General features: G+C 42.0%; 21 protein-coding genes, 3 tRNA genes and 1 pseudogene. 19 read left to right on the forward strand and 6 right to left on the reverse strand.

All coding sequences use genetic code 11. The features are described 5' to 3' along the window. Positions 1 to 137: 137 nt before the first annotated feature. From EQJ87_RS09565 to EQJ87_RS09580, 4 genes are all read left to right on the forward strand, one after another. Positions 138 to 2126: an ABC transporter ATP-binding protein gene (locus EQJ87_RS09565; RefSeq protein ID WP_130124372.1), complete on the forward strand. Its 1989-nt coding sequence runs from the start codon at positions 138 to 140 to the stop codon at positions 2124 to 2126. Continuing rightward, positions 2123 to 4042 (forward strand): ABC transporter ATP-binding protein, encoded by a 1920-nt coding sequence (locus EQJ87_RS09570; protein WP_130124373.1) that lies wholly within the window; start codon positions 2123 to 2125, stop codon positions 4040 to 4042. The genes EQJ87_RS09565 and EQJ87_RS09570 overlap by 4 nt, the downstream gene beginning before the upstream one ends. Positions 4043 to 4185: 143 nt before the next feature. Further along, entirely contained in the window at positions 4186 to 4692 is a 507-nt protein-coding gene (locus tag EQJ87_RS09575) for a hypothetical protein (protein WP_130124374.1), read from the forward strand. Between the two features lie 168 nt (positions 4693 to 4860). After that, a complete protein-coding gene (locus tag EQJ87_RS09580) occupies positions 4861 to 5496 on the forward strand; it encodes a YcjF family protein (protein WP_130124634.1) in 636 nt (211 codons plus the stop codon). A gap of 43 nt (positions 5497 to 5539) precedes the next feature. Here the strand turns inward: EQJ87_RS09580 and EQJ87_RS09585 are convergent, their stop codons facing one another. From EQJ87_RS09585 to EQJ87_RS09590, 3 genes are read right to left on the reverse strand one after another with little or no spacing between them, the layout of a single operon-like run. Beyond that, a complete protein-coding gene (locus tag EQJ87_RS09585; RefSeq protein ID WP_130124375.1) occupies positions 5540 to 6559 on the reverse strand; it encodes a Gfo/Idh/MocA family oxidoreductase in 1020 nt (339 codons plus the stop codon). Beyond that, positions 6543 to 6710 (reverse strand): hypothetical protein, encoded by a 168-nt coding sequence (locus EQJ87_RS11580; RefSeq protein ID WP_190289072.1) that lies wholly within the window; start codon positions 6708 to 6710, stop codon positions 6543 to 6545. Before EQJ87_RS11580 ends, EQJ87_RS09585 begins: the two co-directional genes overlap by 17 nt. Positions 6711 to 6761: 51 nt before the next feature. Beyond that, complete coding sequence (locus EQJ87_RS09590; RefSeq protein ID WP_130124376.1) at positions 6762 to 7238, reverse strand: S-ribosylhomocysteine lyase; 477 nt, start codon at positions 7236 to 7238, stop codon at positions 6762 to 6764. 166 nt (positions 7239 to 7404) lie between these two features. On the opposite strand from EQJ87_RS09590, the gene EQJ87_RS09595 reads away from it, so the two are divergent. Together EQJ87_RS09595 and EQJ87_RS09600 are read left to right on the forward strand one after the other, a co-directional pair. Beyond that, on the forward strand, positions 7405 to 8250 hold the full coding sequence (locus tag EQJ87_RS09595) for an aldo/keto reductase (protein WP_130124377.1): 846 nt from the start codon (positions 7405 to 7407) through the stop codon (positions 8248 to 8250). Between the two features lie 60 nt (positions 8251 to 8310). After that, positions 8311 to 8823, forward strand: a complete 513-nt coding sequence (locus EQJ87_RS09600; protein WP_130124378.1) for a cysteine hydrolase family protein — start codon at positions 8311 to 8313, stop codon at positions 8821 to 8823. A gap of 107 nt (positions 8824 to 8930) precedes the next feature. Here EQJ87_RS09600 and EQJ87_RS09605 read toward each other — a convergent pair whose 3' ends face one another. Further along, on the reverse strand, positions 8931 to 10235 hold the full coding sequence (locus tag EQJ87_RS09605; protein WP_130124379.1) for a LysM peptidoglycan-binding domain-containing protein: 1305 nt from the start codon (positions 10233 to 10235) through the stop codon (positions 8931 to 8933). 144 nt (positions 10236 to 10379) lie between these two features. Here EQJ87_RS09605 and EQJ87_RS09610 point away from each other — a divergent pair, with 144 nt between their 5' ends. Genes EQJ87_RS09610 through nrdG form a run of 3 tightly spaced genes read left to right on the forward strand, consistent with a single transcriptional unit; the run spans position 10380 to position 13486 of the window. Next, on the forward strand, positions 10380 to 10589 hold the full coding sequence (locus tag EQJ87_RS09610) for a hypothetical protein (RefSeq protein ID WP_130124380.1): 210 nt from the start codon (positions 10380 to 10382) through the stop codon (positions 10587 to 10589). A 50-nt stretch (positions 10590 to 10639) separates the two neighbouring features. Beyond that, positions 10640 to 12883, forward strand: a complete 2244-nt coding sequence (gene nrdD / locus EQJ87_RS09615) for an anaerobic ribonucleoside-triphosphate reductase (protein WP_130124381.1) — start codon at positions 10640 to 10642, stop codon at positions 12881 to 12883. 3 nt (positions 12884 to 12886) lie between these two features. After that, complete coding sequence (nrdG, locus tag EQJ87_RS09620; RefSeq protein ID WP_130124382.1) at positions 12887 to 13486, forward strand: anaerobic ribonucleoside-triphosphate reductase activating protein; 600 nt, start codon at positions 12887 to 12889, stop codon at positions 13484 to 13486. 80 nt (positions 13487 to 13566) lie between these two features. Here the strand turns inward: nrdG and EQJ87_RS09625 are convergent, their stop codons facing one another. Further along, positions 13567 to 14082, reverse strand: coding sequence for a DUF2325 domain-containing protein (locus EQJ87_RS09625; RefSeq protein WP_130124383.1), 516 nt, complete (start codon positions 14080 to 14082; stop codon positions 13567 to 13569). Positions 14083 to 14135: 53 nt separating this feature from the next. Continuing rightward, positions 14136 to 14222, reverse strand: a tRNA-Ser gene (locus EQJ87_RS09630). Between the two features lie 196 nt (positions 14223 to 14418). On the opposite strand from EQJ87_RS09630, the gene EQJ87_RS09635 reads away from it, so the two are divergent. The 10 genes and pseudogenes from EQJ87_RS09635 (at position 14419) to EQJ87_RS09680 (ending at position 22001) form a co-directional block, all read left to right on the forward strand. Then, positions 14419 to 15255: an energy-coupling factor ABC transporter ATP-binding protein gene (locus EQJ87_RS09635; RefSeq protein WP_130124384.1), complete on the forward strand. Its 837-nt coding sequence runs from the start codon at positions 14419 to 14421 to the stop codon at positions 15253 to 15255. 35 nt (positions 15256 to 15290) lie between these two features. Then, positions 15291 to 16376, forward strand: coding sequence for an STM3941 family protein (locus EQJ87_RS09640; protein WP_130124385.1), 1086 nt, complete (start codon positions 15291 to 15293; stop codon positions 16374 to 16376). Positions 16377 to 16416: 40 nt separating this feature from the next. Next, a pseudogene (locus EQJ87_RS09645) lies at positions 16417 to 17256 on the forward strand (energy-coupling factor ABC transporter ATP-binding protein); the annotation flags it as partial. 89 nt (positions 17257 to 17345) lie between these two features. Next, positions 17346 to 18146 carry an energy-coupling factor transporter transmembrane component T family protein gene (locus EQJ87_RS09650; RefSeq protein ID WP_130124386.1) on the forward strand — a complete coding sequence of 267 codons (801 nt, stop codon included), beginning with the start codon at positions 17346 to 17348 and terminating at the stop codon, positions 18144 to 18146. A gap of 22 nt (positions 18147 to 18168) precedes the next feature. Then, positions 18169 to 18780 carry a thiol-disulfide isomerase gene (locus tag EQJ87_RS09655; RefSeq protein WP_130124387.1) on the forward strand — a complete coding sequence of 204 codons (612 nt, stop codon included), beginning with the start codon at positions 18169 to 18171 and terminating at the stop codon, positions 18778 to 18780. 135 nt (positions 18781 to 18915) lie between these two features. After that, entirely contained in the window at positions 18916 to 19686 is a 771-nt protein-coding gene (gene dapD, locus EQJ87_RS09660) for a 2,3,4,5-tetrahydropyridine-2,6-dicarboxylate N-acetyltransferase (RefSeq protein WP_130124388.1), read from the forward strand. 2 nt (positions 19687 to 19688) lie between these two features. Beyond that, complete coding sequence (locus EQJ87_RS09665; protein ID WP_130124389.1) at positions 19689 to 20417, forward strand: endonuclease/exonuclease/phosphatase family protein; 729 nt, start codon at positions 19689 to 19691, stop codon at positions 20415 to 20417. Between the two features lie 2 nt (positions 20418 to 20419). Further along, the gene (locus EQJ87_RS09670; protein ID WP_130124390.1) at positions 20420 to 21550 is read left to right on the forward strand and encodes an N-acetyldiaminopimelate deacetylase; all 1131 of its coding nucleotides are present in this window, start codon (positions 20420 to 20422) and stop codon (positions 21548 to 21550) included. Positions 21551 to 21795: 245 nt separating this feature from the next. Beyond that, a tRNA-Arg gene (locus tag EQJ87_RS09675) sits at positions 21796 to 21869 on the forward strand. A gap of 58 nt (positions 21870 to 21927) precedes the next feature. Then, positions 21928 to 22001: transfer RNA gene (locus tag EQJ87_RS09680), tRNA-Pro, on the forward strand. Positions 22002 to 22744 lie beyond the last annotated feature (743 nt).

Genomic DNA, 22744 nt, shown 5'->3' on the forward strand with positions numbered 1-22744 from the left:
AATGTGTTTTTGCGAAGAGTCACTGCTGAGTTTGGTGGCTTTTTTTTGACTATTTGAGATAAAGGTGTATAATTTTGTTAGAGAACTAATGATAGTTAATAAAAACTACGCTTTGTAGTTTTTGAAAAGGAGATGAAATGCTTGCTATTGGACGGCGCTATCTGAATTTTTGGCCAGTTTTTTGGGCATTTTTTTTGTTGGTGATTCAAGTGGTGACGAACCTTTGGCTTCCAACGATTACAGCTGATCTTATCAATCGTGGAATTGCTGAGGCGGATATGAAGTATATTTGGTCTATGGGGGCAATAATGCTTCTGGTGGCTCTTTTGAGCTGGTTTTCTGCGATTGGTAATGTTTATTTTGCTTCCAAACAGTCGCAAGGTTTGGGAATGAAATTGCGGCGAGATTTGTTTAAAAAAGTACTGTTTATGGATGAGCGGCATTTTCAGGATTTTGGCGATGCGACGCTCATCACGCGGACGACAAATGATGTGACGCAGCTGCAAAATCTCTATCAAACAATGTTGCGGATGATGTTAATGGCGCCAATGATGCTGATTGGGTCAATTTTTATGGCGTGGAAATTGTCACATGATTTGATGGTGGTTTTTTTAATTGCTTTACCAATTTTAACGGTCGCTGTCGCGGTTAATATTGCGATTGCCATGCCACGTTTTCGCTCAATGCAAAAGAAAATTGACAAAATCAATTTGATTTTTCAGCAGGGGCTGACGGGAGTACGAGTGATTCGTGCTTTTAATCGGGATGCGTACGAGCTTGAAAAATTTGACCATGCCAATCGTGATTTGACCAAGACGAGTCGAGTGGTTTTGACGACAATTGCCCTGCTGATGCCGATTATGACGGTGATTTTGAGCTTTACAAATGTTGGAATTGTCTGGTTTGGGGCGAAGCTCATTGGGCAAAATTTGATGGGAATGGGATCATTGGTGGCTTTTTTGACTTATGCCACACAAATCTTGATGTCCTTTATGCAACTTTCGGCGGTGGCGGTCATGGTACCGCGAGCGCAAGTTTCAGCGACTCGAGTTCGTGAAGTTTTGAACCGTGTGGACAAAATTACTGACGAAAATGCTGACGTAATTGTCAACCCAGTTGTCAACATGAGAGAAAATACTGACGCAATTGTCAACCCGGTTGTCAACATGAGAGAAAATACTGACGTAATTGTCAACCCAGTTGTCAACATGAGAGAAAATGCTGACGTAATTGTCAACCTAGCTGTCAACATAGAAGAAAATACTGACGTAAATAAAATGCCTCGTTTGGAGTTAAAAAATGTCAGTTTTAAATTTGACGAGGCGCAAAGACCAGCTCTTCAGGATGTGTCAGTGAAAGTGAAAGCTGGCGAAATGCTTGCAATTATTGGCGGAACGGGTTCGGGCAAGTCGACTTTATTGAATCTGTTGGCGCGGCTGATGGATGTGACGCAAGGGTCAATTGAACTTGACGGGCAAGATATTCGTCAGATGCGTCAACAGGATTTGCATGAAAAAGTGGCACTGACCCAACAAAAAGCGATGCTGTTTTCTGGAACGGTGCGCTCAAATTTGCGGTTTGGCAAGGCTGATGCCAGTGATTCTGAAATGTGGCAAGCGCTAGAAATTGCGCAGGCAGCAGATTTTGTTAGGGAGCAAGGAGGCTTGGATTTAGCGGTTGAGCAAAATGGCGCTAATTTTTCAGGAGGGCAACGCCAGCGGCTCTCCATTGCGCGCACGCTGATAAAACCTGCAGAAATTTATCTGTTTGATGATTCATTTTCGGCGCTCGATTTTGCTACGGATAGCCGATTGCGAAAGGCGTTGAACGCTTCTGTGCGGCATCAAGACAAAATTAAAGTTCTTGTCGCACAGCGCATTGCAACGGTCATGAATGCACAGCAAATCTTAGTTTTGGAAAATGGGCGCACTGTGGGCCTTGGAAATCATGAACAACTGGCACGAACTTGCCCACAATATCAAGAAATTATGCGTTCACAATTGTCCGATGAAGATTTGGCAAAAATGGGAATAAGCCTTGAAAATGAGGAAATCTCATCAAAAACTCATGACAGAAGTGGAAACACAGGCCCTTCACAACTGATGAAAGGAGGAAAGCGCCAATGATGCGTGGAAATTATCTCAATCGTGGTGGAAAAGGCGCAGGACGCTTTCAGAAAGCCCGACGAGCGCAAAATTTTTTCCCGACAATTGTGCGGTTGTTCAAATATATGCGCCGTGATAGGTGGGGCGTCATTTTTTCAATGCTCATTGCGACACTCGCGGTCATTTTGTCAGTCCAAGCACCCAAAATCCTTGGAAATGCGACAACAGTCATCTTTGACGGCGTAAGCCAGAGTTTGAAAAATCAGACCAGTATCCAGATTAACATGACAAAAGTAGGGTCAATTTTGCTTTACGTCATGATGATTTATCTGATTGCTTTTGTGGCAGGAATCCTGCAACAGACGATCATGACGCGCATTTCGCAGCGCACGGTTTACGCCTTACGTCGTGAATTTAAGGAAAAAATGAGAAAATTGCCAGTTTCTTATTATGATCGTCATCCTAACGGCGATTTGATGAGTCGGATGATTAACGATATGGACAATATTTCAGGCACACTCAACCAAACGCTGATTCAGTTAGTGACCAGCATTTTGCAGTTTGTCGGGACGATTTATTTTATGCTCACAATTTCTTGGCAGTTGGCGCTAGTGGCCTTTATCACAGTTCCTCTGGCAATGCTTACCGTGCGAATCGTTGCTCCTTTATCGCAAAAATTTTTCGCCGAGCAACAAAAAAAACTGGGCCTTTTAAATAATCAAATCGAGGAAATTTATTCTGGACATACAGTCATCAAAAGCTTCAACCACGAAGCAAGTGCGGAGGAAAATTTTGCCAAACAAAATGAAGCCTTTTACCAAGCCGCTTGGAAAGCACAATTTGTATCGACCTTAATTTACCCCACCATGCGATTTATCAACAATCTGGACTATTTAGCAATGGCGGTCATCGGTGGCATCAAAGTCGTTTCGGGCACGGTCAATCTGGGCGACGTCCAAGCCATGTTGCAGTATACCAATCAATTTGCCCAACCCATCACCAACATTTCCAATATGCTCAATACCATTCAGGCAACCGTAGCCTCTGCCGAGCGAATCTTTGAAGTGCTAGACGAGCCTGAAATGGCCGAGCTTCTCTCAAAACCCAGAGAAAATGCTGACGAAAGTGTAAACTTAGCTGTCAATGCTAGAGAAAATGCTGACGCAAATCAAAAGCACAAACGGCGCACTGACGGAGTCGAAAATCAGCCAGCTTTCATTGAATTTGAGCAAGTTGCTTTTGCTTATCAGGAGAATCAGCCGCTGATGACCTCCGTCAATCTATCGGTCAATAAGGGTGAAATGGTGGCAATCGTGGGCCCAACTGGTGCTGGAAAAACCACATTGATCAACCTACTGGAGCGCTTTTATGAAGTCACTGCGGGAAAAATTTTACTGGAAGGAAAAGACATTCGCCAAATCTCCCGCAATCAACTCCGCAGTAGGATAGCGATGGTGCTGCAAGAAACCTGGCTTTTTTCAGGGACAATCATGGATAATTTGCGTTATGGAAAACTTGATGCGACCGACGATGAAGTGATTGCAGCCGCAAAAATGGCGCACGCGGACGATTTCATCAGCAGTTTACCCCAAGGCTACCAAACCCTGCTCAACGAATCAGCATCCAACATTTCGCAAGGTCAGCGTCAACTTTTGACCATTGCGCGCGCTTTTCTGGTCAACCCTGAAATTCTGATTTTGGATGAAGCCACATCTAGCGTGGACACCCGCACCGAACGACTGATTCAATCGGCCATGAACCGCTTGCTCAAAGGACGGACGAGCTTTGTAGTCGCCCACCGTTTATCTACGATTCGCGATGCCCATCAAATTTTGGTGATGGATCAAGGAAATATCGTAGAACAGGGCAACCATCACCATTTGCTGGCTAAAAATGGCATCTATGCCAAGCTTTACCAGTCACAATTTGCCAAATGAAAAATCAACCGATGACTTTCTTGTGACAAATTTGTCGCTTGTTTTCTTGCATATCATTTTCTTTTCTGAAATAAGAATAGTATAATAAAAATATAAGAAATAGATTAAAGAACAATTCAACCTCTAAGCGAAAGGAGAAAACGATGTTTACAAGTTCTTACAAGTTAGTTAATAAAAAACTTCAACTCACCCGAGTTGGAATGGCGGGCTCTGTGATGACCTTTATGATGCTAACGCTAATGATCCAGTGGCCGCTATTACAGACGCAACGAGAATTTTCAGCATTCAGCCAGTTCATTCTCTGGACAGGGCCGATTCTATTTTCAGTCGTCCTCGCAAGTCTTCACTACGCCATTGCCAAATGGCGCTCCAGTCGCAATGCCACAGGATTTAGCTACGGTGTGACTTATCATTGGACACTCGCAAGCTTACTGCCTGTTGCGGTGATTGCTTCATTGGCCGAGTATTTCATGCTCCAGCCAGCAACCACAGCGGTCTTGCACGCTTCAGGACTGATTGTCGCGCTCATTCTCTATGGTTTACTCCTCATGAGTAGCCAAAAAATGAGGACGCACCGACAAATCCTAAAATTCTCTTACGGCTTTTACGCTCTAGCAGGGCTTTTACAAGTTCTCTTGTTCCTCTTTTGAGCAAAGTTAAATGTGTCTCCTATTCTTTTCCTACCAGTGCTCATGATGCTGGTAGGTTTTTTGCGCCAATTATTGACGGATTCAAGAAAGTTTTTGTTATAATGAGTTAAAAGTAGGCTGAAAGGAGCAAAAATGTTCAAAAATGGAAAACACGATGTTCAGAAAAATATGAGCAAAACACCCGATTTGAAGGAAAATACCGAAGGATTTGACGCCTTTTTTAGTCAAGTTCTGATGAGAATGCCCGCTCAATCGGCAGCACTCATCCGATCCTCTTTAGAAAAAACCAAAGTGAAAGCTGAAAGCTTTGTGAACAAAAATAGCCAGAAGTTTGATCACTTATTTGATGAATTTTTAGTTGGTCTTGATGAAAAAACACGTAAAAAATGTCACGAAACCATTCATTTTGCGACCCTAGCGGCCGCGATTGTGGCCTTTTCTCCGATTCCTTTTTCAGACGCGCTCTTGTTGGTGCCTATTCAGCTGACAATGATGTTGCGCCTGCATAAAATTTTTGGTGCCTCTTGGTCAGAAGGCCTTGCGCAAGGTATCACCAAAGAATTAGTGGTGGTGAGTTTAGGAAGAAGTGTGGTCGGCAACACACTCAAATTTATTCCGGCAGTAGGGACAGTGACGGGTGGTCTCATCAATGCGACTGTGGCAACGACAATTACAGAAACATTGGGCTGGGTCACGGTCAAAATGCTCAATGAAGGTGAAGATATTTTTAACAATGTTCTCACTTTTGAAGGTCAATTCAAAAATTTACTTAAAAAAGCTCAAAAGCTCAAGAAAAAATCATAAATTTCACACAAAAAAAAGACTTAATCCTAAGTCTTTTTCTTTTTTATTTTTTAAAACCATTTTCCAAAATTTCAATGACGGTGAGGATTTGTTCGTCAGTAATCAATTTTTCAGCGCCGTTGATAAGGCAATCATAAGCCGCATCATAAACTCGAGCATAATCGCCAGCTACTGTCGGAATTGTTTTGACGATGCGGTCACCATTTTGATTGTAGTAGGTCAATTGACCAAAATCAGCTGGGCTATCTTGTCCAAAACCTTCTGTGCCAGGAAGTAAGCCGACTTTTAAGTCATTTTCTTGCTGGTCAACGTCATTTTTTATAAAAGTTCCGCGTGTGCCATAAAGTACCCATTTTGGATGAGGTAAGGCTGCGAGTTCTGTCGCGGCAACGGTTGCGCGGAGGTTGGGATAGAGCAAGTTGACTGAGAAGTAATCATCAACGCTGTCATAATCGCGCGTGGCACGAATGTCGTATTGAACCTCTTGAGGTTTGCCAAAAAGAGACACCATTTGGTCAACCATATGGACGCCATGCCCATACCAAGCTCCGTCAAAATTTTCGCCTTGGCTCGCATCAGCTGGACGGAAATGATCCATATTGACCGTGATATCAATTAAATCACCTAAATAACCTGTATCAATGACTTTTTTGATGGTCAAGAAATCACTGTCAAAGCGGCGATTTTGAAAGGGCATGAAAAAGAGTTTTTTCTCTTGGGCAATTGAAACTAGCTCTTGAGCTTGAGCCAATGTTTCGACCAAGGGTTTGTCACAAAGGACATTTTTGCCCGCTAAAAGGAGCTGTTTGGCGTAGTCATAGTGAGCAAAGGCAGGCGTAACGATAACGACTAAATCAATTGTTTCATCGGAGATGATATCGTTGATATCCGTTGAAAAAAGGGTTCCTGTCGCCTCAAGTTCGGCTTGTTCTGGTCGCTTGCCTAGGGTGCGATTGACGATGCGTTTGATGACGATGTTCTCGCGCGTTTTCACAAAAGGGATGTGATAACGATTGGTTGATTTACCAAAACCAACATAGGCAATATTAAGCTTTTTTGTCATTCTTTTTTTGCTCCATTTTTATTCGGAGGGCTTCGATTTTAGCTTGGGTGGCATTTTTGGTATTGATGCCTTTGCCACCTACTGTTGAATTTTTTTCGTGAAATTTTCCGACAGCTTTCTGCCCTTTGTTGTCAAGTTGATATTTTCCCATAAGTTTTTGAGGTAGCAAGACTACCCATTTCTTCCTTTTTCTTTTTTAAAATTAAATGATTTTGCGTTCGTAAGGGTCGCTAGAAATGCCTTCGGCAAGGATTTTTTTCGCCCACTCTTTCGCGCCAAAGAGGGAATGGTTGCGGTAGTTGCCACATTCTTTTTCGGCAACGCCTGGAACATTTTCCCAGCCAAAAGCATCACTTGCAAGCTCTTCGAGTGAAGCTTTGATGACTTTCGCGATTTCTTCAGCGGAGTGTTCGCCCCACATAATCATGTGAAAACCTGTTTGGCAGCCAAATGGTGAAAAGTCAATCATGCCAGCGATGCGGTCGCGAATGAGGCTTGCCATGCTGTGTTCAATCGTGTGCAAAGCCGCCATGCCAATAGCATTGGCGTTGGGTTGGACAAAGCGGACGTCAAAGTTAGTGATGACGTCGCCACTAGGGCCAGTTTCGCTGCCAATCAAGCGGACATAAGGCGCCAAAACGGCGGTGTGATCGAGTTGGAAAGATTCTACTTCTGCCATAAAATTATCTGATACTGAGACTTGCTATGTGAGCTTGCTCGCTTCAGTATCCCTCCTTTATTTAATTTTCTGATTCTATTTTACCATTTTTTAAGTAAAATCTTTTTTTATTTTCATTGGAAAGTGATAAAATGACCTTAGAAAGTTTTTATAAAGGAGAAAAAGCATGACTTTAACAGATACTTACACGCTCAATAATGGCGTAAAAATTCCCAAAGTTGGTTTTGGCACTTGGCAGTCGGCAAGTGGTGAGGAAGCTTATAATGCTGTGAAAACGGCGTTGGATGCTGGTTATCGCCATATTGATACGGCGGCAGTCTACAAAAATGAAGAATCTGTCGGAAAAGCAATCGCTGATTCAGGAATTCCGCGTCAAGAGCTTTTTGTCACAACAAAACTCTGGGGCGTTGGCACGACTGAGGATGCGGCAAAGGCGCTTGATGAATCTTTGGAAAAATTAGGACTTGATTATGTCGATTTGTACTTGATTCATTGGCCAAATCCAAAGGCTTTTCGTCCGGATTTTGAATCTCGTAATGCGGCAGTTTGGAAAGCTATGGAGGCGGCTGTAAAGGCTGGTAAGACTCGCGCAATTGGTGTTTCGAATTTCCATCCGCATCATTTGAAACCTCTTTTGAAAGTCGCTGAAATTAAACCAGCGGTCAATCAAATTCTGGTCAACCCAAGTGATCAACAAGAAGAAATTGTCAGCTTCAACATCGACAATAATATTTTGACCGAAGCTTATAGCCCGCTTGGAACAGGAAAGATTTTCACTGTGGAAGAGTTGGTTGATTTGGCTAAAAAATACAACAAAACGGTGGCTCAACTTGTCTTGCGTTGGTCTTTGCATAAAGGTTATCTGCCTTTGCCAAAATCAGTTACAGCGAGCCGAATCAAGGAAAATGCTGACATTTTCGATTTCGATTTGAGTATTGAGGATATTGCGCTGATTGACGGATTGCATGGTAAAGCAGGGCTTGCTACGAATCCAGATGAAGTTGATTTTTAAGAATATTTACTGACGAAAGCTCTCATTTGCAGAGAAAATACTGACAGAAATGAGGAGAAAATGAGAAAAATACTTGTTTTGATCGATTTTCAAAATGATTTTATTGACGGAAGTCTGGGGACAAGTGAGGCGCAAGCGATTGTCCCTGCTGTGCTTGAAAAATTAGATCAGTATGCACCTGAAAATCGATTGGCAACTTTGGATACTCATTTTGAGGATTATTTGACGACGCAAGAGGGGAAAAATCTTCCCGTTCTTCATTGTCAAAAAGGAAGTGTGGGCTGGCAAATGCGTCAAGAAGCGCAAGTTGGCTATGCCCAAATTTTTGAAAAATCAACTTTTGGCTCAGTGGAACTGGCAGAATTTGTCCGCTCAGAACAGATTGACGAAGTTGAATTGATTGGGATTTGCACGGATATTTGTGTGGTGACCAATGCGATTTTGATTAAAACTTACGCACCAGAAGTTAAAATCAGCGTTGACGCTGCCTGCTGTGCAGGTGTTTCTCTTGAAAAACATTTGGCAGCTCTTGAAACACTGCGTTCTTGCCAAGTTGAAATCAAAAATGCTTAAAAAAGTCAGAGAATTTACTGACGTAAAGTTTCGTCAGCAAAAATTACTGACGAAATGGAAAATTCAGTTATCAAATGAAAAAAGAATGAAATCATTTCATTCTTTTTTTATTTGATTCTTAAATATTGTCCGACCAAAATCAAATCGCTTGAAAGGTGGTTCCACGCTTTGATTGAGGCGACAGGACTTCCTGATTTTTGCGAAAGCGCCCAGAGGGTATCTCCAGAAACAACTTTATGAATTGTGTTTTGCGTGCTTGGTGTTGCCGCTGGAGCTGCTGGGGTAGCCGTAGGCGTACTTGTTGTCCCTGCGGTCATCGAAACAATCAGATTTTGCCCGACATAAATCAAATCTGAGCGTAAATTATTCCAAGTTTTGAGTTGAGCGACACTGGTTTTGTAGCGCATGGCAAGTGTCCAGAGGTTATCGCCAGATTTGACAGTAATTCTAGTTTGCGCGCTTGGTTTGGCTGGGGTGATTGAGGTTGTCGGTGTTGTCGTAGCGGGAGCTTGGGCAGGTGTTGTGGGCGTTGCCGTTGCTGAGGTTGCACTGCTTAGGGTCAATTTTTGTCCGATATAAATCACCGTGCCTTGCAGGCGATTGGCGCTTTGGATTTGAGAAACACTGATGCCGTAGCGCTGAGAAATGCCCCACAAAGTATCCCCTGATTTGACGGTGTAAATTGTGGTGCTGGTAGTTGAAGGAGTGCTTGTCGCAGGATTGGTGGCTACGGGGGGAGTTGCCGTGCCGCTTGCTGCTACGGAGCCGCCGTCAAAACGCGTCAAATTGTACTGTGAAATGATGCGGTTGAGGGATGAGCCGTAATTGGGATCAGTGGCATATCTTCCAGTCAATGCTGCGGTTGCCATTTGATAAGTTGCAGCATTTGCACGCCAAGCCTTGCTATAATAAGGCCCGCTCCCAAAATTAGTTGTTTTCAAAACGTAGGCATTGTCGCGGAAACTCTCGATGAAAGAAGGATAAACTCGAAACGGCATATCTTTGGTAATCCACTTGCCGTTGAGAAATTCCTGCGTTTTAAAAATGACGTTCTTTCCTTGATAAGAGCCTTGAATCCCAAATAAATTGTAGTAAGGTGCTCTAGCAAGCTGGCTGGTTCCCCAATTACTCTCCAAAATCGCCTGAGCAATCATGACAGAAGGATAAAGTCCATTTGCATCGGCAATTGGTTTTGCGGAACTTGCGATATTTTCGATAAAGGCAGCTGAGGACGATGTAGAGGCCTGAACAACTGATTTGTCTTGCTGAATGAGCAAATCGTGGACAGTCGTTAAACTGCCAGCAATCAAAACGGCACCAGCGAATTTGGAAGCAGGCTTATGAAAAGTAATTGGTTTTTTTGCCTTCTTTTTGAGGTGTCTATTTTTAACTTTAACGCGAGATACGGGCATAAGGGAAACTTCCTTTCTTGAAGTGATTTAATCGCAGATTAGTGCTCTCCCTATTTTAACATTTGTATTCTATAAAATGATAACAAAATGACAAAAAAATGAGAAGAATCATGTCAATTCTATGGCGTTTTGTAAACGTTTTTCTTGGAAAAGCAAAATTTTGCCCCCAAAACTTGGGAACGATTAAAAAATAGAGAGAAAATGCTGACGCAAATTTACGTCAGTAAAAAAGTAATTTTTTTGGACAAAACAGCTCATTTTGTCTTTCACAGAGCTGAAAAAGCTAAGAAAGCTGGCAACACAACATCTTGTAGTGCTTTACATAATTTAATACTATATGTTGTGTTAAGCTGAAAAATTTGCTAAAATAGAATTCAAAAGTCATGAGTCGAAGGGGAAATAAAATGAAAACACAAGTCAAATATCAAGCTACCGAAACAGAGGAAATCACTGTTATCAAACGTGATGGACGGTCGGTTAAATTTGACAGCCAGAAGATTTTTGACGCTCTGACCAAAGCTGCTGAAAAAATCGAGTTGACAGACTTATCGATCCTTTCAGCACTCACTGAAAAAGTCGTCGGTGAAATCTCAGAACGTTTCTCAAACAATGTCAAAATTTACGAAATTCAATCCATCGTTGAACAAGAATTATTGGAATCGGGCGAAACAAAACTTGCTGAAGAATATATCAGCTACCGGGCCAATCGTGATTTAGCGCGCGCAAAAGCAACAGACATCAATTTTACCATTGAAAAACTCATCAATCGTGACCAAACCGTTGTCAATGAAAATGCCAACAAAGACTCTAACGTCTTCAACACCCAGCGTGACTTGACCGCAGGAGCAGTGTCTAAGGCGATTGGGCTGAAAATCTTGCCCCCACACGTGGCCAATGCTCACCAAAAAGGGGATATTCACTACCATGATTTGGACTATTCACCCTTTACTACAATGTCAAACTGCTGTTTGATTGATTTCAAAAATATGTTTGAAAATGGCTTCAAACTTGGTAACGCCCAAGTCGACAGCCCTAAATCAATCCAAACTGCAACGGCTCAAGCCAGTCAAATCATTGCCAATGTCGCAAGTAGCCAATATGGTGGCTGTTCTTTTGACCGTGCCGATGAAGTCCTTGCACCTTACGCTAAGCTCAACTATGACAAGCATATAAAAGATGCCCAAAAATGGATTGAAGATCCAGAAAAGCGTGAAGCATACGCGCGTGAAAAAACGACTAAAGACATCTATGATGCCATGCAGTCTCTTGAATACGAAATCAATACCTTATTCACCTCAAATGGTCAAACACCATTTGTTACTGTTGGTTTTGGACTTGGAGAAGACTGGTATGCGCGTGAAATTCAAAAAGCGATTTTGAAAGTCCGTATTGGTGGACTTGGTTCAGAACATCGGACAGCCATTTTCCCTAAACTCATCTTTACACTCAAACGGGGACTTAATCTGGAAGTAGGCACACCAAACTATGATATCAAGGCGCTTGCCCTCGAATGTTCCACTAAAAGAATGTATCCAGACATTTTGAGTTATGACAAGATTGTCGAATTGACTGGATCATTCAAAGCCTCTATGGGTTGCCGTTCCTTTTTACAAGGCTGGAAAGATGCGCAAGGCAATGAAGTGACAGCAGGGCGTAATAACCTCGGCGTTGTGACGGTCAATTTGCCCCGGATTGCCCTTGAAGCTGCTGGAAATAAAGAAAAATTCTGGGAGATTTTCAATGAGCGCATCGAAATTGCCCATGATGCCCTTGCTTTTCGAGTGGAACGTGCCAAAGAAGCCCAACCTAAAAATGCACCAATCCTCTTCATGAATGGCGCTTTGGGCCGACTTGAAGCTGACGGTGCTGTTGATGACCTTTACAAAGACGAACGTGCTACGGTCAGCCTTGGTTACATTGGGCTTTACGAAGTGGCAACGACCTTCTATGGGCCAACATGGGAAAGCAATCCTGAAGCGAAAGCTTTCACACTTGAAATTGTTAAAAAAATGCACGAAGACTGCGAAGCGTGGTCTAAGGCATCGGGCTATCACTACTCTGTTTATTCCACACCTTCAGAAAGTCTGACTGACCGTTTCTGTCGGATGGACAAGGAAAAATTTGGTTCAGTGGCCGACATCACAGATAAAGATTACTATACTAACTCTTTCCACTATGATATTCGCAAAAACCCAACACCATTTGAAAAATTGGAATTTGAAAAAGATTATCCTGTTTATGCCAATGGTGGATTCATTCATTACTGTGAATATCCAGTCCTTCAACAAAATCCAAAAGCACTGGAAGCCGTTTGGGACTTTGCGTATGACCGTATTGGCTATTTGGGAACAAATGCCCCAATTGACCATTGTTACGAATGTGGTTTTGAAGGCGACTTTACGCCAACTGAACGTGGTTTCAAATGTCCACAATGTGGCAATGATGACCCTAAAACCTGTGATGTTGTTAAACGAACTTGTGGCTACCTCGGCAATCCCCAAGCGCGCCCAATGGTTCACGGACGTCACAAAGAAATTTCTGCTCGTGTCAAACATATGAACGGCAGTGTTGGCGCACTTTCTAATGGTGATTTGATTGATTCAGTTGAGGTTGACGAAGCAAAATCAAAATATTTTGTGGAGAAATAAAGCATGAACAATCCAAAACCAGGCGAATGGAGAGCTGAAGAGCTCTCACAAAACTACATTGCAGATTACAAACCCTTTAATTTCGTTGATGGCGAAGGGGTGCGCTGCTCGCTCTATGTATCGGGCTGTATGTTTCATTGCGCAGGCTGCTATAATCAAGCGACATGGTCATTTCGCTATGGCACACCCTACACTCAAGAGTTGGAAGAACGCATCATGGCAGATTTGGCACAACCTTATGTGCAGGGCTTAACACTGCTTGGTGGCGAACCTTTTTTGAACACGCCCTTCTTGCTGCCACTTATAAAGCGAATCCGTCGTGAATTGCCAGAAAAAGACATTTGGTCTTGGACAGGCTATACTTGGGAAGAGTTGATGCTTGAAACTGATGATAAGTTAGAAATGCTTGATTTACTCGATATTCTTGTTGACGGACGTTTTGAATTATCTAAGAAAAATCTGATGTTGCAATTTCGAGGCTCTTCTAATCAACGGATTATTGATGTCCCTCAATCACGGGCAGCAGGTGAAGTGGTCATTTGGGAAAAACTTAATGACGGTGAGCAAGCTTTTGAGCAAATTCATAAAGAAAAATTGATTTAGATTGAACTGACGGATTGTTGAACGAGAGAATTTACTGACGAAAAGTCAAAATCATAGAGAAAACGCTGACGGAATTTTCGTCAGCGTTTTTTCTGAAAGATTTTTGTGAAATCAGGCTCGTCGTCATCGATTTGGAAATTTTTTAGTGCATTTTTGAGAGGCAAATGTTGCTTTTTCCCTTTGAGATAGGCTTTTTGCTCAGTCTGACTCGCGGATTTAGCGTGCTTTGACACCGGAGTTGCGGACGGTGAAGTCACCTGTTTGGGCTTAGGTTTTGGGGCAATTTTGACCCGTTCAAGTTTTTCTTTGGGAAATTGATCATTAAATTTTTCGATAATTGTGTCCAAACCAAAATTTCGCCCAATCCAAAAAGGTGTGCCAGTCTTTTTGCAAGCGGCTTTCGCAAAACTAATCGAGTGATGAGCCACGTTGAGATTGCGCATCACGACAAAATCAGCCTTGGCGACCAATTCATCAATTTCCTTGCGATTCGGTTTTTTCTTGTCAAAACCAAGGAAGAGCACATTCATCTTTGCCAGTTCCGCCTTCAAATCTCCCCAGTATTTTGCTTCTTCAATGACTAATATTGTTTTCATTTGCTTTTCATTTTTCTAGTTAAAAAAACGAACCAAAAGGTTCGTTTGAATGATAGAGAGGAGGGGATTCGAACCCCCGAAACGCTTACGCGTTTACACGCTTTCCAAGCGTGCTCCTTCAGCCTCTCGGACACCTCCCCAAGACCCTTCTATTATATCAAAAAAAAGATCATTTTTGCTAATAAAAGCATAAGAGAATTTACTGACGTAAATTTTTTCATGATTTTTCCAGAAAAAATACTGACGAAATCCAAAAAAAGTAAAATTTTTCACAAGTCCGTATTTCCAAATGAAAAAAGTGGAAAAAGCAAGCGATTTTCTGCTATAATAAGGCTTATGAATAAAATTCTCGAAGTAGAAAATTTAGTTTTTAAATATGAAAAAGAAAGTGATGTCAATCAGCTTAACGGTGTATCATTTTCTGTCCAAAAGGGCGAATGGCTATCAATCATTGGCAAAAATGGTTCAGGGAAATCCACCACTGCGCGCCTTATTGATGGACTTTTTGAAGAATTTGAAGGCACAGTCAAGATTGATGGAGAGAGCTTGACTGCTGAAAACGTCTGGCAACTGCGCCAGAAAATCGGAATGGTTTTTCAAAATCCAGATAATCAATTTGTCGGTGCGACTGTTGAAGATGATGTGGCTTTTGGGATGGAAAATCAAGGCATTCCCCGTGACGAAATGCTCAAACGTGTTGATGAAGCCCTCCTTGCGGTTAATATGTTGGACTTCAAAACGCGGGAACCTGCCAGACTTTCAGGTGGTCAAAAACAACGTGTGGCAGTGGCTGGTATCATTGCGCTACGTCCAGAAATTATTATCCTTGATGAAAGCACCTCGATGCTTGACCCAACTGGACGTGCCGAAATCATGCGCGTGATTCACGACATCAAAGAAAAATATCACTTGACCGTGCTGTCCATTACCCACGACCTCGATGAAGCCGCAAGCTCTGATCGCGTTTTAGTCATGCGCGCAGGCGAAATCATCAAAGAAGCTGCGCCAGCCGAACTCTTTGCGACCAGTGAGAACATGGTTGAACTCGGTTTGGACGTCCCCTTCTCGTCAAATCTAATGAAAGATTTGCGGGCCAATGGTTTTGATTTGCCTCAAAAATACCTGAGTGAAACCGAATTAGTTGAACTTTTAGCTGAAAATTTGCGAAAATAAATGCTGATTGAAGCATCAGCAGAAAGTGTGTTCATATGAACGGAATTGAGAGAGAAAACTGGCCTTTAAAAATTAAAGCTTCGTGGTGGAAATTAGCACTCACCTGTCTATTTTTTATCGCCGCGTGCCTAGTTGCCATTCTTTTTAGCCATTCTATCTTTATAAAAATAGGCTGTGTTATCGGGATTATCTTTTTCGTCTGGCTTTACATTCGTAGCCTAAATCTTGTTCGAATTTATGCAGATGAAACAGGGATTACGGCCAATTCAGGAGGTGTTTTTGCCAAAAATCCTGTCGGCCCGATTGCTTGGGAAGATATGATTGATTTGCGCCTTGAGCGGGTTGTTGCAGGACGTAGCACGCAGTATTATTTAATTTGTGATGTTCTCCATCCTGAAAAATACATTCTCGCTGATGAAAATGATAAACGCTATCGGCAACTAAAAAATTTACAAAAATGTCAAGGCTATCGTGATGAATCATTGATTTTCAAAGTTTTGCTCAATGGGACAAACATCAATCGTAAGAAAGCCTTGGAAATACTAAAAGAAGAACGTGCGCGCCACAATCAGCCAATACTGGATGACAGTGATCGCACGAGCAATCAAGCTAAAATTACCAAAGTTAATCCGAGAATCTCGCGGAAATGGCGGCTGGTACTTGGACTAGCAGGGCTCTTTGTCCTATTTGCATGGCGATTTTCGGGTAATCAGCTCGGACGCTCCCCATTAACAATCGGTGATGCTTATGTCGTGAGCGCCAAGGCCGACTCACAATTTATCTTTGCCTTCGATGTCAATGCCCACGCCGACAGCTCTTACGTTGGTTTTCATGAAAATGCGACAGCAGCCGAAGTCAAAAAACTTGCCAACGCACTTTACGACAGTCCTGAAGCAGGTGATAAGCTAGAAAAATCAGGCTTGAGCGCACAAGATAACGCCTTTGATACAGAGATAAAAACCAGTGCAATATGGGCAAATAAGTATTTCATCACTTTTAAATTTGCAGATGGAAAATATGATAAACTCACTGATTTCCAGAAAAACGCCCAAGGAAAAATCAGCGCCACACTCTCAAATGAAAATGGTGCAAAAATAAAAGTGCTTGTTAGCAAACAATAAAAGTTTATTTGAGCAACTCAGTAAAAATGAAAAAAGAAAAATGATTAAATTTGAAAAAGTAAATTACACCTACCAACCCAACAGCCCCTTTGCCAGTCGAGCCTTATTTGACATTGATTTAGAAGTCAAAAAAGGCAGTTATACGGCGCTGATTGGCCACACAGGCTCTGGAAAATCAACCCTTTTGCAACATCTCAACGGTCTTTTGCAACCAACACAAGGGAAGGTCACTGTTGGGGATATCCTTGTGACCTCGACCAGTAAGCAAAAAGAAATCAAACCTGTCCGCAAAAAAGTGGGCGTTGTTTTCCAATTTCCAGAAAGTCAACTTTTTGAAGAGACCGTCCTCAAAGACGTGGCATTTGGCCCTCAAAATTTTGGCGTTTCTAGCGAAGAAGCCGAAAAAATTGCCGCCCAAAAGTTAGAAATGGTGGGACTTGCCGAAGAATTTTGGGGAAAATCTCCCTTTGAACTTTCTGGCGGGCAAATGCGCCGTGTGGCTATTGCTGGAATTTTGGCGATGGAGCCAGAAGTGTTAGTTCTTGATGAGCCAACAGCAGGGCTGGATCCCAAAGCGCGCATTGAAATGATGAAGCTTTTTGAAAGCATTCACGCTGCGGGGCAGACCGTTGTTTTGGTTACACACTTGATGGATGATGTGGCTGATTACGCGAACTATGTTTATCTTTTGGAAAAAGGACGCATCATCAGCTCAGGAAATCCATCTGACGTTTTCCAAAATGTTGCATTTTTGAAAAGCCATGAACTCGGCGTTCCCAAAGCTACCCAATTTGCTGACCAATTGCAAAAAACAGGTGCCATTCAATTTGATAAGCTCCCTATCACACGAGCAGAGCTTGTTTCAGCGCTTACGAAAGCCAAAAATTTTCCAGAGAAAATGCTGACGGAAAAACAAAACCAAAAACCTCAGCCAACAAATCCGTCAGTAAATTCGGGAGGTGAAGACTGATGCAAAATATGCTTATGGGGCGCTACATTCCAGGGAATTCCCTGATCCACCGCATGGATCCCCGCTCAAAACTTTTAGTTATGCTCGCCTTTGTGGTCGTCATTTTCTTGGCGCATGATTGGCTCGGTTACTTGTTATTATTGATTTATACTTTTGCGGGAGTCTTTTTATCTAAAATTTCTGTGCGCTATTTCCTCAAGGGGCTGCGCCCAATGATTGGACTTATTTTGTTCACAGTGATTTTCCAGATGCTGTTTACAAGCGGCCCACACGTCATTTTTAGCTTTTGGTTCATCAAAATCTCCACAGAATCGCTCATCAATGCTGTTTACATCTTTTTTAGATTTGTATTGATTATCTTTATGTCGACAATTTTGACCTTGACCACACCTCCCTTGACTTTGGCAGACGGGATTGAGAAAGGGCTGGCTCCCTTGAAAAAAATCAAAGTTCCCGTCCATGAGCTAGGGCTGATGTTGTCCATTAGTTTACGCTTCATCCCGACCTTGATGGACGACACTACCATGATCATGAACGCACAAAAAGCACGAGGAATGGACTTTGGCGAAGGCAATCTTCTCCAAAAAATCAAATCGGTCATTCCAATTTTGATTCCGCTGTTTGTTAGCTCTTTTCGTCGAGCGGATGATTTAGCCGTAGCGATGGAAAGCCGTGGTTACCAAGGCGGAGACGGTCGCACCAAATATCGCCAGCTCAAATGGCAAAATCGGGACAATCTCTTAGTATTAAGCATCATCATTATGGCTGCCCTCTTGATTCTATGGACAAGGATGCCATAAAAGACAAAAAGCGGAGAAGAATATGATTACTTTGAATGTAAATAGTCTAGAAAACGCCGAAATTTTCTTTAAAGAACTTGGTTTAGAAGAAGAAATCGCCCTCAATGAAACCTACGATCCAATTTTGGAGACACTCGCTCTCCCAGTCGAAATTATTGATGAAATTCATGACAAAATCCTCGCACTAAAACTTCCGGTTAGCCCAATCACACCAAGTGTTGACGGCAAGCATATGTTCAGCTTTATTGCGCCAGAAGGCAACACCTTTATCGTGATAGGTGAGTGGGTTGAACAGCCCTACACCAGCGAGGCTCGCACGGAATTTTTGACCAACATCAAAGCACTCAAACCCTTATCTGCTCAGCAGTTGGCAACTTTGCCAGCAGAAAGTTTGATTCTTTTTGGACGGGTCACTTGCCCGTGGACACGTCGCTTTGCTCGTCAATTACCCGCTTTTGCTGACCAGACGATTTACTACGTGGACACTGAGAATACCGATCTTGATTTGGATTTACAAGCCTTTAGAAGCACTTACACTATTGCCACTGTCCCAAGTTTTATTAGAAAAAATGCTGACGGAACTTTCCGTAAGTTTGATAACAAAAAAGAAAACTTATCAGACTTTATAAAATAAAAAACAGAACATTCGTCAGTAAAAAAGACAGCATGAGCTGTTTTTTTTCGCCCAAAATTACAAAATTTGCTATAATAAAACCAATACAAAAAATAAAGACAATTTGTAATTTACCGAAAAATTTAAGGAGAACATATGGAAGCACAAAAATTATCTGCCCAAGAAATCATTCAATTCATCGGCTCAGCCGAGAAAAAAACGCGAGTAAAAGTCACGCTCTCAGGAATGCCAAGCTTTAAAAGCGCAGGGTTTCTCGCTGAGAATGGCCGACCTAATTTTAAAGCATTAGCCAACAAAGGCATTCAAGTGCTCGGTGATTTCCACACCCATTACAGCCTAAAAATAATCATCGGTGACTGGCAAGCGGTAAAACCTCTTCTTCAGGGATTAGTTGAAGATAAAGACTACACCATTGAATTTGACGGCAGAAATTCCGCTGTGCCTCTCCTTGACACCCGCGCCATCAATGCACGCATCGAACCCGGAGCGATTATCCGCGACCAAGTGAGCATTGGGGACAACGCCGTAATTATGATGGGCGCAATTATCAATATTGGCGCAGAAATCGGTGAAGCAACCATGATTGACATGGGAGCAGTTCTTGGCGGTCGAGCAACCGTTGGAAAAAATTCTCACATCGGAGCAGGAGCTGTCCTTGCAGGCGTCATCGAACCCGCCTCGGCCGAACCCGTCCGTGTTGGTGATAATGTTCTTGTCGGCGCCAATGCCGTCATTATCGAAGGCGTCCAAGTCGGCTCAGGTTCCGTTGTTGCCGCTGGTGCCATCGTTACCCAAGACGTCCCAGAAAACGTGGTTGTCGCAGGCGTTCCAGCTCGTATCATCAAAGAAATCGATGAAAAAACTCAACAAAAAACAGCCCTAGAAGACGCGCTGAGAAATCTGTAAAAGTGACGATATTAAAAATTTTGACGCTCAATGTCAAAAATTATATTGATTTTAAAAGTTTTGGGAAAGAAACAGCCTTCATAAGTGAAAGAAATCTGGAAATTTCCGAACGAATGATAAAACTATCGCCTGATATTTTTGTCTTAACGGAAGTTAATCCAGAACGCTTTGAAGCAGCTAGAACTAAATTGGAAGCCCATCATTTCATAATCTATTATGCCAAACACAATGGGAGCACTAAATCATGTGTCCTTATCGGAATAAAAGATACAGAAAAACTGAGAGTCACAGCGCACAGTGAAGAATTTCCAAGCTACCCCAATAAAAAGCTCCTATTATCTCATAAAAAATTTAATCTTTTAGGTCTTCACTGCGCTGCTAGCTCTGTTGCGGAAGAATTTCATAAGCCACTCTTGCGATGGATTGAGAAAAATAATACCAATGCGGAAGATTTTTTAGTCATCGGTGACTTTAATTTAGACACAGATTATGATGATAAATACGCACGTGACTATTTTGAGGAATTTAAAAAAATGGCTGAAAAATACGACGCTTACCATACTGTGAAGCCAAAAAATAGACCAGAAGAAAGAGCGACTTTTATTGCCGGCACTCGCATCGATAGAATCTTTACTAACCTAGCAGTTGAAAGCCTTGAGCATGATAGAAAAACTTTCAGAGGCTTAACAGACCACTATGCCGTAATCGCAACACTAAAAATAGGACTATAAATATGTTAGATTTAATCAAAACCCGCCGTACACTTCACCAAATCCCCGAAATCGGCCTTCAAGAATTTGAGACACAACAAGTTTTGTTAGAAATCATTCATCAATTGATTGCTGATAAAACCTACATCGCCCTCAAAACTTGGCGCACGGGTATTTTGGTCTTCTTGCAAGGAACAAGCCCAACCAAGACAATTGGTTGGCGTACAGACATTGATGGCTTGCCGGTCGAAGAAAAGACAAAGCTCACATTTGCCAGTAAAAATGGGAAAATGCACGCCTGTGGTCACGACATCCACATGACAGTAGCGCTTGGTCTGCTCGAAAAACTCAGCCAAAGCCAACCCAAAGAAAACCTCCTTTTCCTCTTCCAACCCGCCGAAGAAAATGAAGCAGGTGGAAAACTGATGTATGACGAGAATGCCTTTGGTGACTGGCTACCAGATGAATTTTACGGCTTGCACGTCCGACCAGATTTAAAAGTTGGCGATATTGCAACCAACCGCCACACTCTTTTTGCAGGAACTTGCGAAGTCGAACTGACTTTCACAGGTACAGGAGGTCATGCAGCCTTTCCCCACACGGCGAATGACGCATTAGTTGCCGCAAGTCACTTTGTCACACAAGTTCAAACCATAGTCAGCCGAAATATTGACCCACTTGCCGCCGCTGTAGTCACTTTTGGCAAAATGGAAGCTGGAACCACTAATAACATCATCGCGGAAACCGCCTTTCTCCACGGAACAATTCGCAGTTTAACCCAAGAAGTCAATGAATTAACTCAAAAACGTTTACGCGAGCTTGCCCAAGGAGTAGCTCAATCTTTCAATATGAAAATTGATCTAAGGCTCAAACAAGGGGGCTACTTACCCGTTGAAAATAATCCCGAGCTGGCTCAAAAGCTCATGACTTTTTTTGAAGCTCAGCCAGAAGTTAACCTGATTGATATCGCCCCAGCTATGACCGGAGAAGACTTTGGTTACTTGCTAAGCAAAATCCCGGGAGTGATGTTCTGGTTAGGCATAGACAGTCCAGCTCCTCTTCATTCTCAAAAAATGGATCCCAACGAAGCAGCACTTGAATTTGCCGTCAAAAATATCAGTAAATTTTTGGATTTTAAGACAAATAACGAATAAAAAACTTTAAAATCGCCTTTCGGCGATTTTTTGTACCATATTAGGGTCTTTTACTCGAATCCAATGATTTTATGAAAATGTAAGCAGCCTTTATAATTTCTCCTAATGGAGATAGCGAACAAGTGTTCCAATGCTTGCTATCAGTGCTTTGGCAGACTTTAAATAAAAAAATTAATGAATAATCGAGTTTATTCTTGACAAGATTAAGGAAACTTGATATACTAAGATAGTCGTTTGAGAGAAACGCAGGCGTGGCTCAACTGGATAGAGTACCTGACTACGAATCAGGCGGTTGTAGGTTCGAATCCTACCGCTTGCATAAACAAAATATGGCGTAAGTCATTTTTTTGTTGGAATAGCTAATTGAATATTTGCTACGGGAAGTAGCTCAGCTTGGTAGAGTACTTGGTTTGGGACCAAGGTGTCGCAGGTTCGAATCCTGTCTTCCCGACTACCGACTAACCCTAACTCATCTTTCGTGGATGAGTTTTTTTGTTCAAAAATAAAAAGTTTGTAATTCTTGAAAGTGTTATCAAGATGTGATAAAATGCAAGTGAATAATGCGAGGCTAGAGTATAAATCGAAAGAGCACGCATGAATGAAAGGAGCCACAATGGCATATAAATCACATAAATTTGGTAAACGCAATGGTAAAAAACACTTTAACGCAGTAGGTGTAAGAACAGTCGCTAAACCACAAACAAAAGAAGCTAAAAAAGAAGAAAAATAAACTTTGAGATAGCGTTTAGCTATGCTTGGTCAAATTTCAAATCTAAACCTTTTTCTAACTCATCTGCAAATGATGAGTTTTTTTGCTCCAACAAGTGCTGATATACTGTGTATATCAGGTCTTGACAGAAGTTCAATGAATCAAGGTAATTTTTGTTAGTGCTCTTAGAATATCAAAAATAAAAGAACCTCAGTTAACGGTTCTTGAACTAAATGTTGCCACCGACTTTTAATCGGCTACAATGGGATTTGTTGACGCAAGTCCTTTTTTATTTAATTTAATTATCTATAATTAAATTAAATAAGTTATCTTTAATTTTGTCAATTCAAATTGCAATTAAATTTGCAATTCATCCTTTGAATAGCTCATAACTTAACCGTTATGAGTCTTTTTCTTTTATATCTAATTATTTGATAGTAATCTAGATTTTACTTGTCTATAGATATGGACAAATAAAAGTAGTG

The sequence above is a fragment of the Lactococcus sp. S-13 genome (assembly GCF_004210295.1).
In the GTDB taxonomy this organism is placed as follows: Bacteria; Bacillota; Bacilli; order Lactobacillales; family Streptococcaceae; genus Lactococcus.

Coding starts and splice junctions, on each gene's coding strand:
- EQJ87_RS09565 (WP_130124372.1), top strand. CDS start 138: ATGCTTGCTATTGGACGGCGCTATCTGAATTTTTGGCCAGTTTTTTGG.
- EQJ87_RS09570 (WP_130124373.1), top strand. CDS start 2,123: ATGATGCGTGGAAATTATCTCAATCGTGGTGGAAAAGGCGCAGGACGC.
- EQJ87_RS09575 (WP_130124374.1), top strand. CDS start 4,186: ATGTTTACAAGTTCTTACAAGTTAGTTAATAAAAAACTTCAACTCACC.
- EQJ87_RS09580 (WP_130124634.1), top strand. CDS start 4,861: ATGAGCAAAACACCCGATTTGAAGGAAAATACCGAAGGATTTGACGCC.
- EQJ87_RS09585 (WP_130124375.1), bottom strand. CDS start 6,559: ATGACAAAAAAGCTTAATATTGCCTATGTTGGTTTTGGTAAATCAACC.
- EQJ87_RS11580 (WP_190289072.1), bottom strand. CDS start 6,710: ATGGGAAAATATCAACTTGACAACAAAGGGCAGAAAGCTGTCGGAAAA.
- EQJ87_RS09590 (WP_130124376.1), bottom strand. CDS start 7,238: ATGGCAGAAGTAGAATCTTTCCAACTCGATCACACCGCCGTTTTGGCG.
- EQJ87_RS09595 (WP_130124377.1), top strand. CDS start 7,405: ATGACTTTAACAGATACTTACACGCTCAATAATGGCGTAAAAATTCCC.
- EQJ87_RS09600 (WP_130124378.1), top strand. CDS start 8,311: ATGAGAAAAATACTTGTTTTGATCGATTTTCAAAATGATTTTATTGAC.
- EQJ87_RS09605 (WP_130124379.1), bottom strand. CDS start 10,235: ATGCCCGTATCTCGCGTTAAAGTTAAAAATAGACACCTCAAAAAGAAG.
- nrdD (WP_130124381.1), top strand. CDS start 10,640: ATGAAAACACAAGTCAAATATCAAGCTACCGAAACAGAGGAAATCACT.
- nrdG (WP_130124382.1), top strand. CDS start 12,887: ATGAACAATCCAAAACCAGGCGAATGGAGAGCTGAAGAGCTCTCACAA.
- EQJ87_RS09625 (WP_130124383.1), bottom strand. CDS start 14,082: ATGAAAACAATATTAGTCATTGAAGAAGCAAAATACTGGGGAGATTTG.
- EQJ87_RS09635 (WP_130124384.1), top strand. CDS start 14,419: ATGAATAAAATTCTCGAAGTAGAAAATTTAGTTTTTAAATATGAAAAA.
- EQJ87_RS09640 (WP_130124385.1), top strand. CDS start 15,291: ATGAACGGAATTGAGAGAGAAAACTGGCCTTTAAAAATTAAAGCTTCG.
- EQJ87_RS09650 (WP_130124386.1), top strand. CDS start 17,346: ATGCAAAATATGCTTATGGGGCGCTACATTCCAGGGAATTCCCTGATC.
- EQJ87_RS09655 (WP_130124387.1), top strand. CDS start 18,169: ATGATTACTTTGAATGTAAATAGTCTAGAAAACGCCGAAATTTTCTTT.
- dapD (WP_130124388.1), top strand. CDS start 18,916: ATGGAAGCACAAAAATTATCTGCCCAAGAAATCATTCAATTCATCGGC.
- EQJ87_RS09670 (WP_130124390.1), top strand. CDS start 20,420: ATGTTAGATTTAATCAAAACCCGCCGTACACTTCACCAAATCCCCGAA.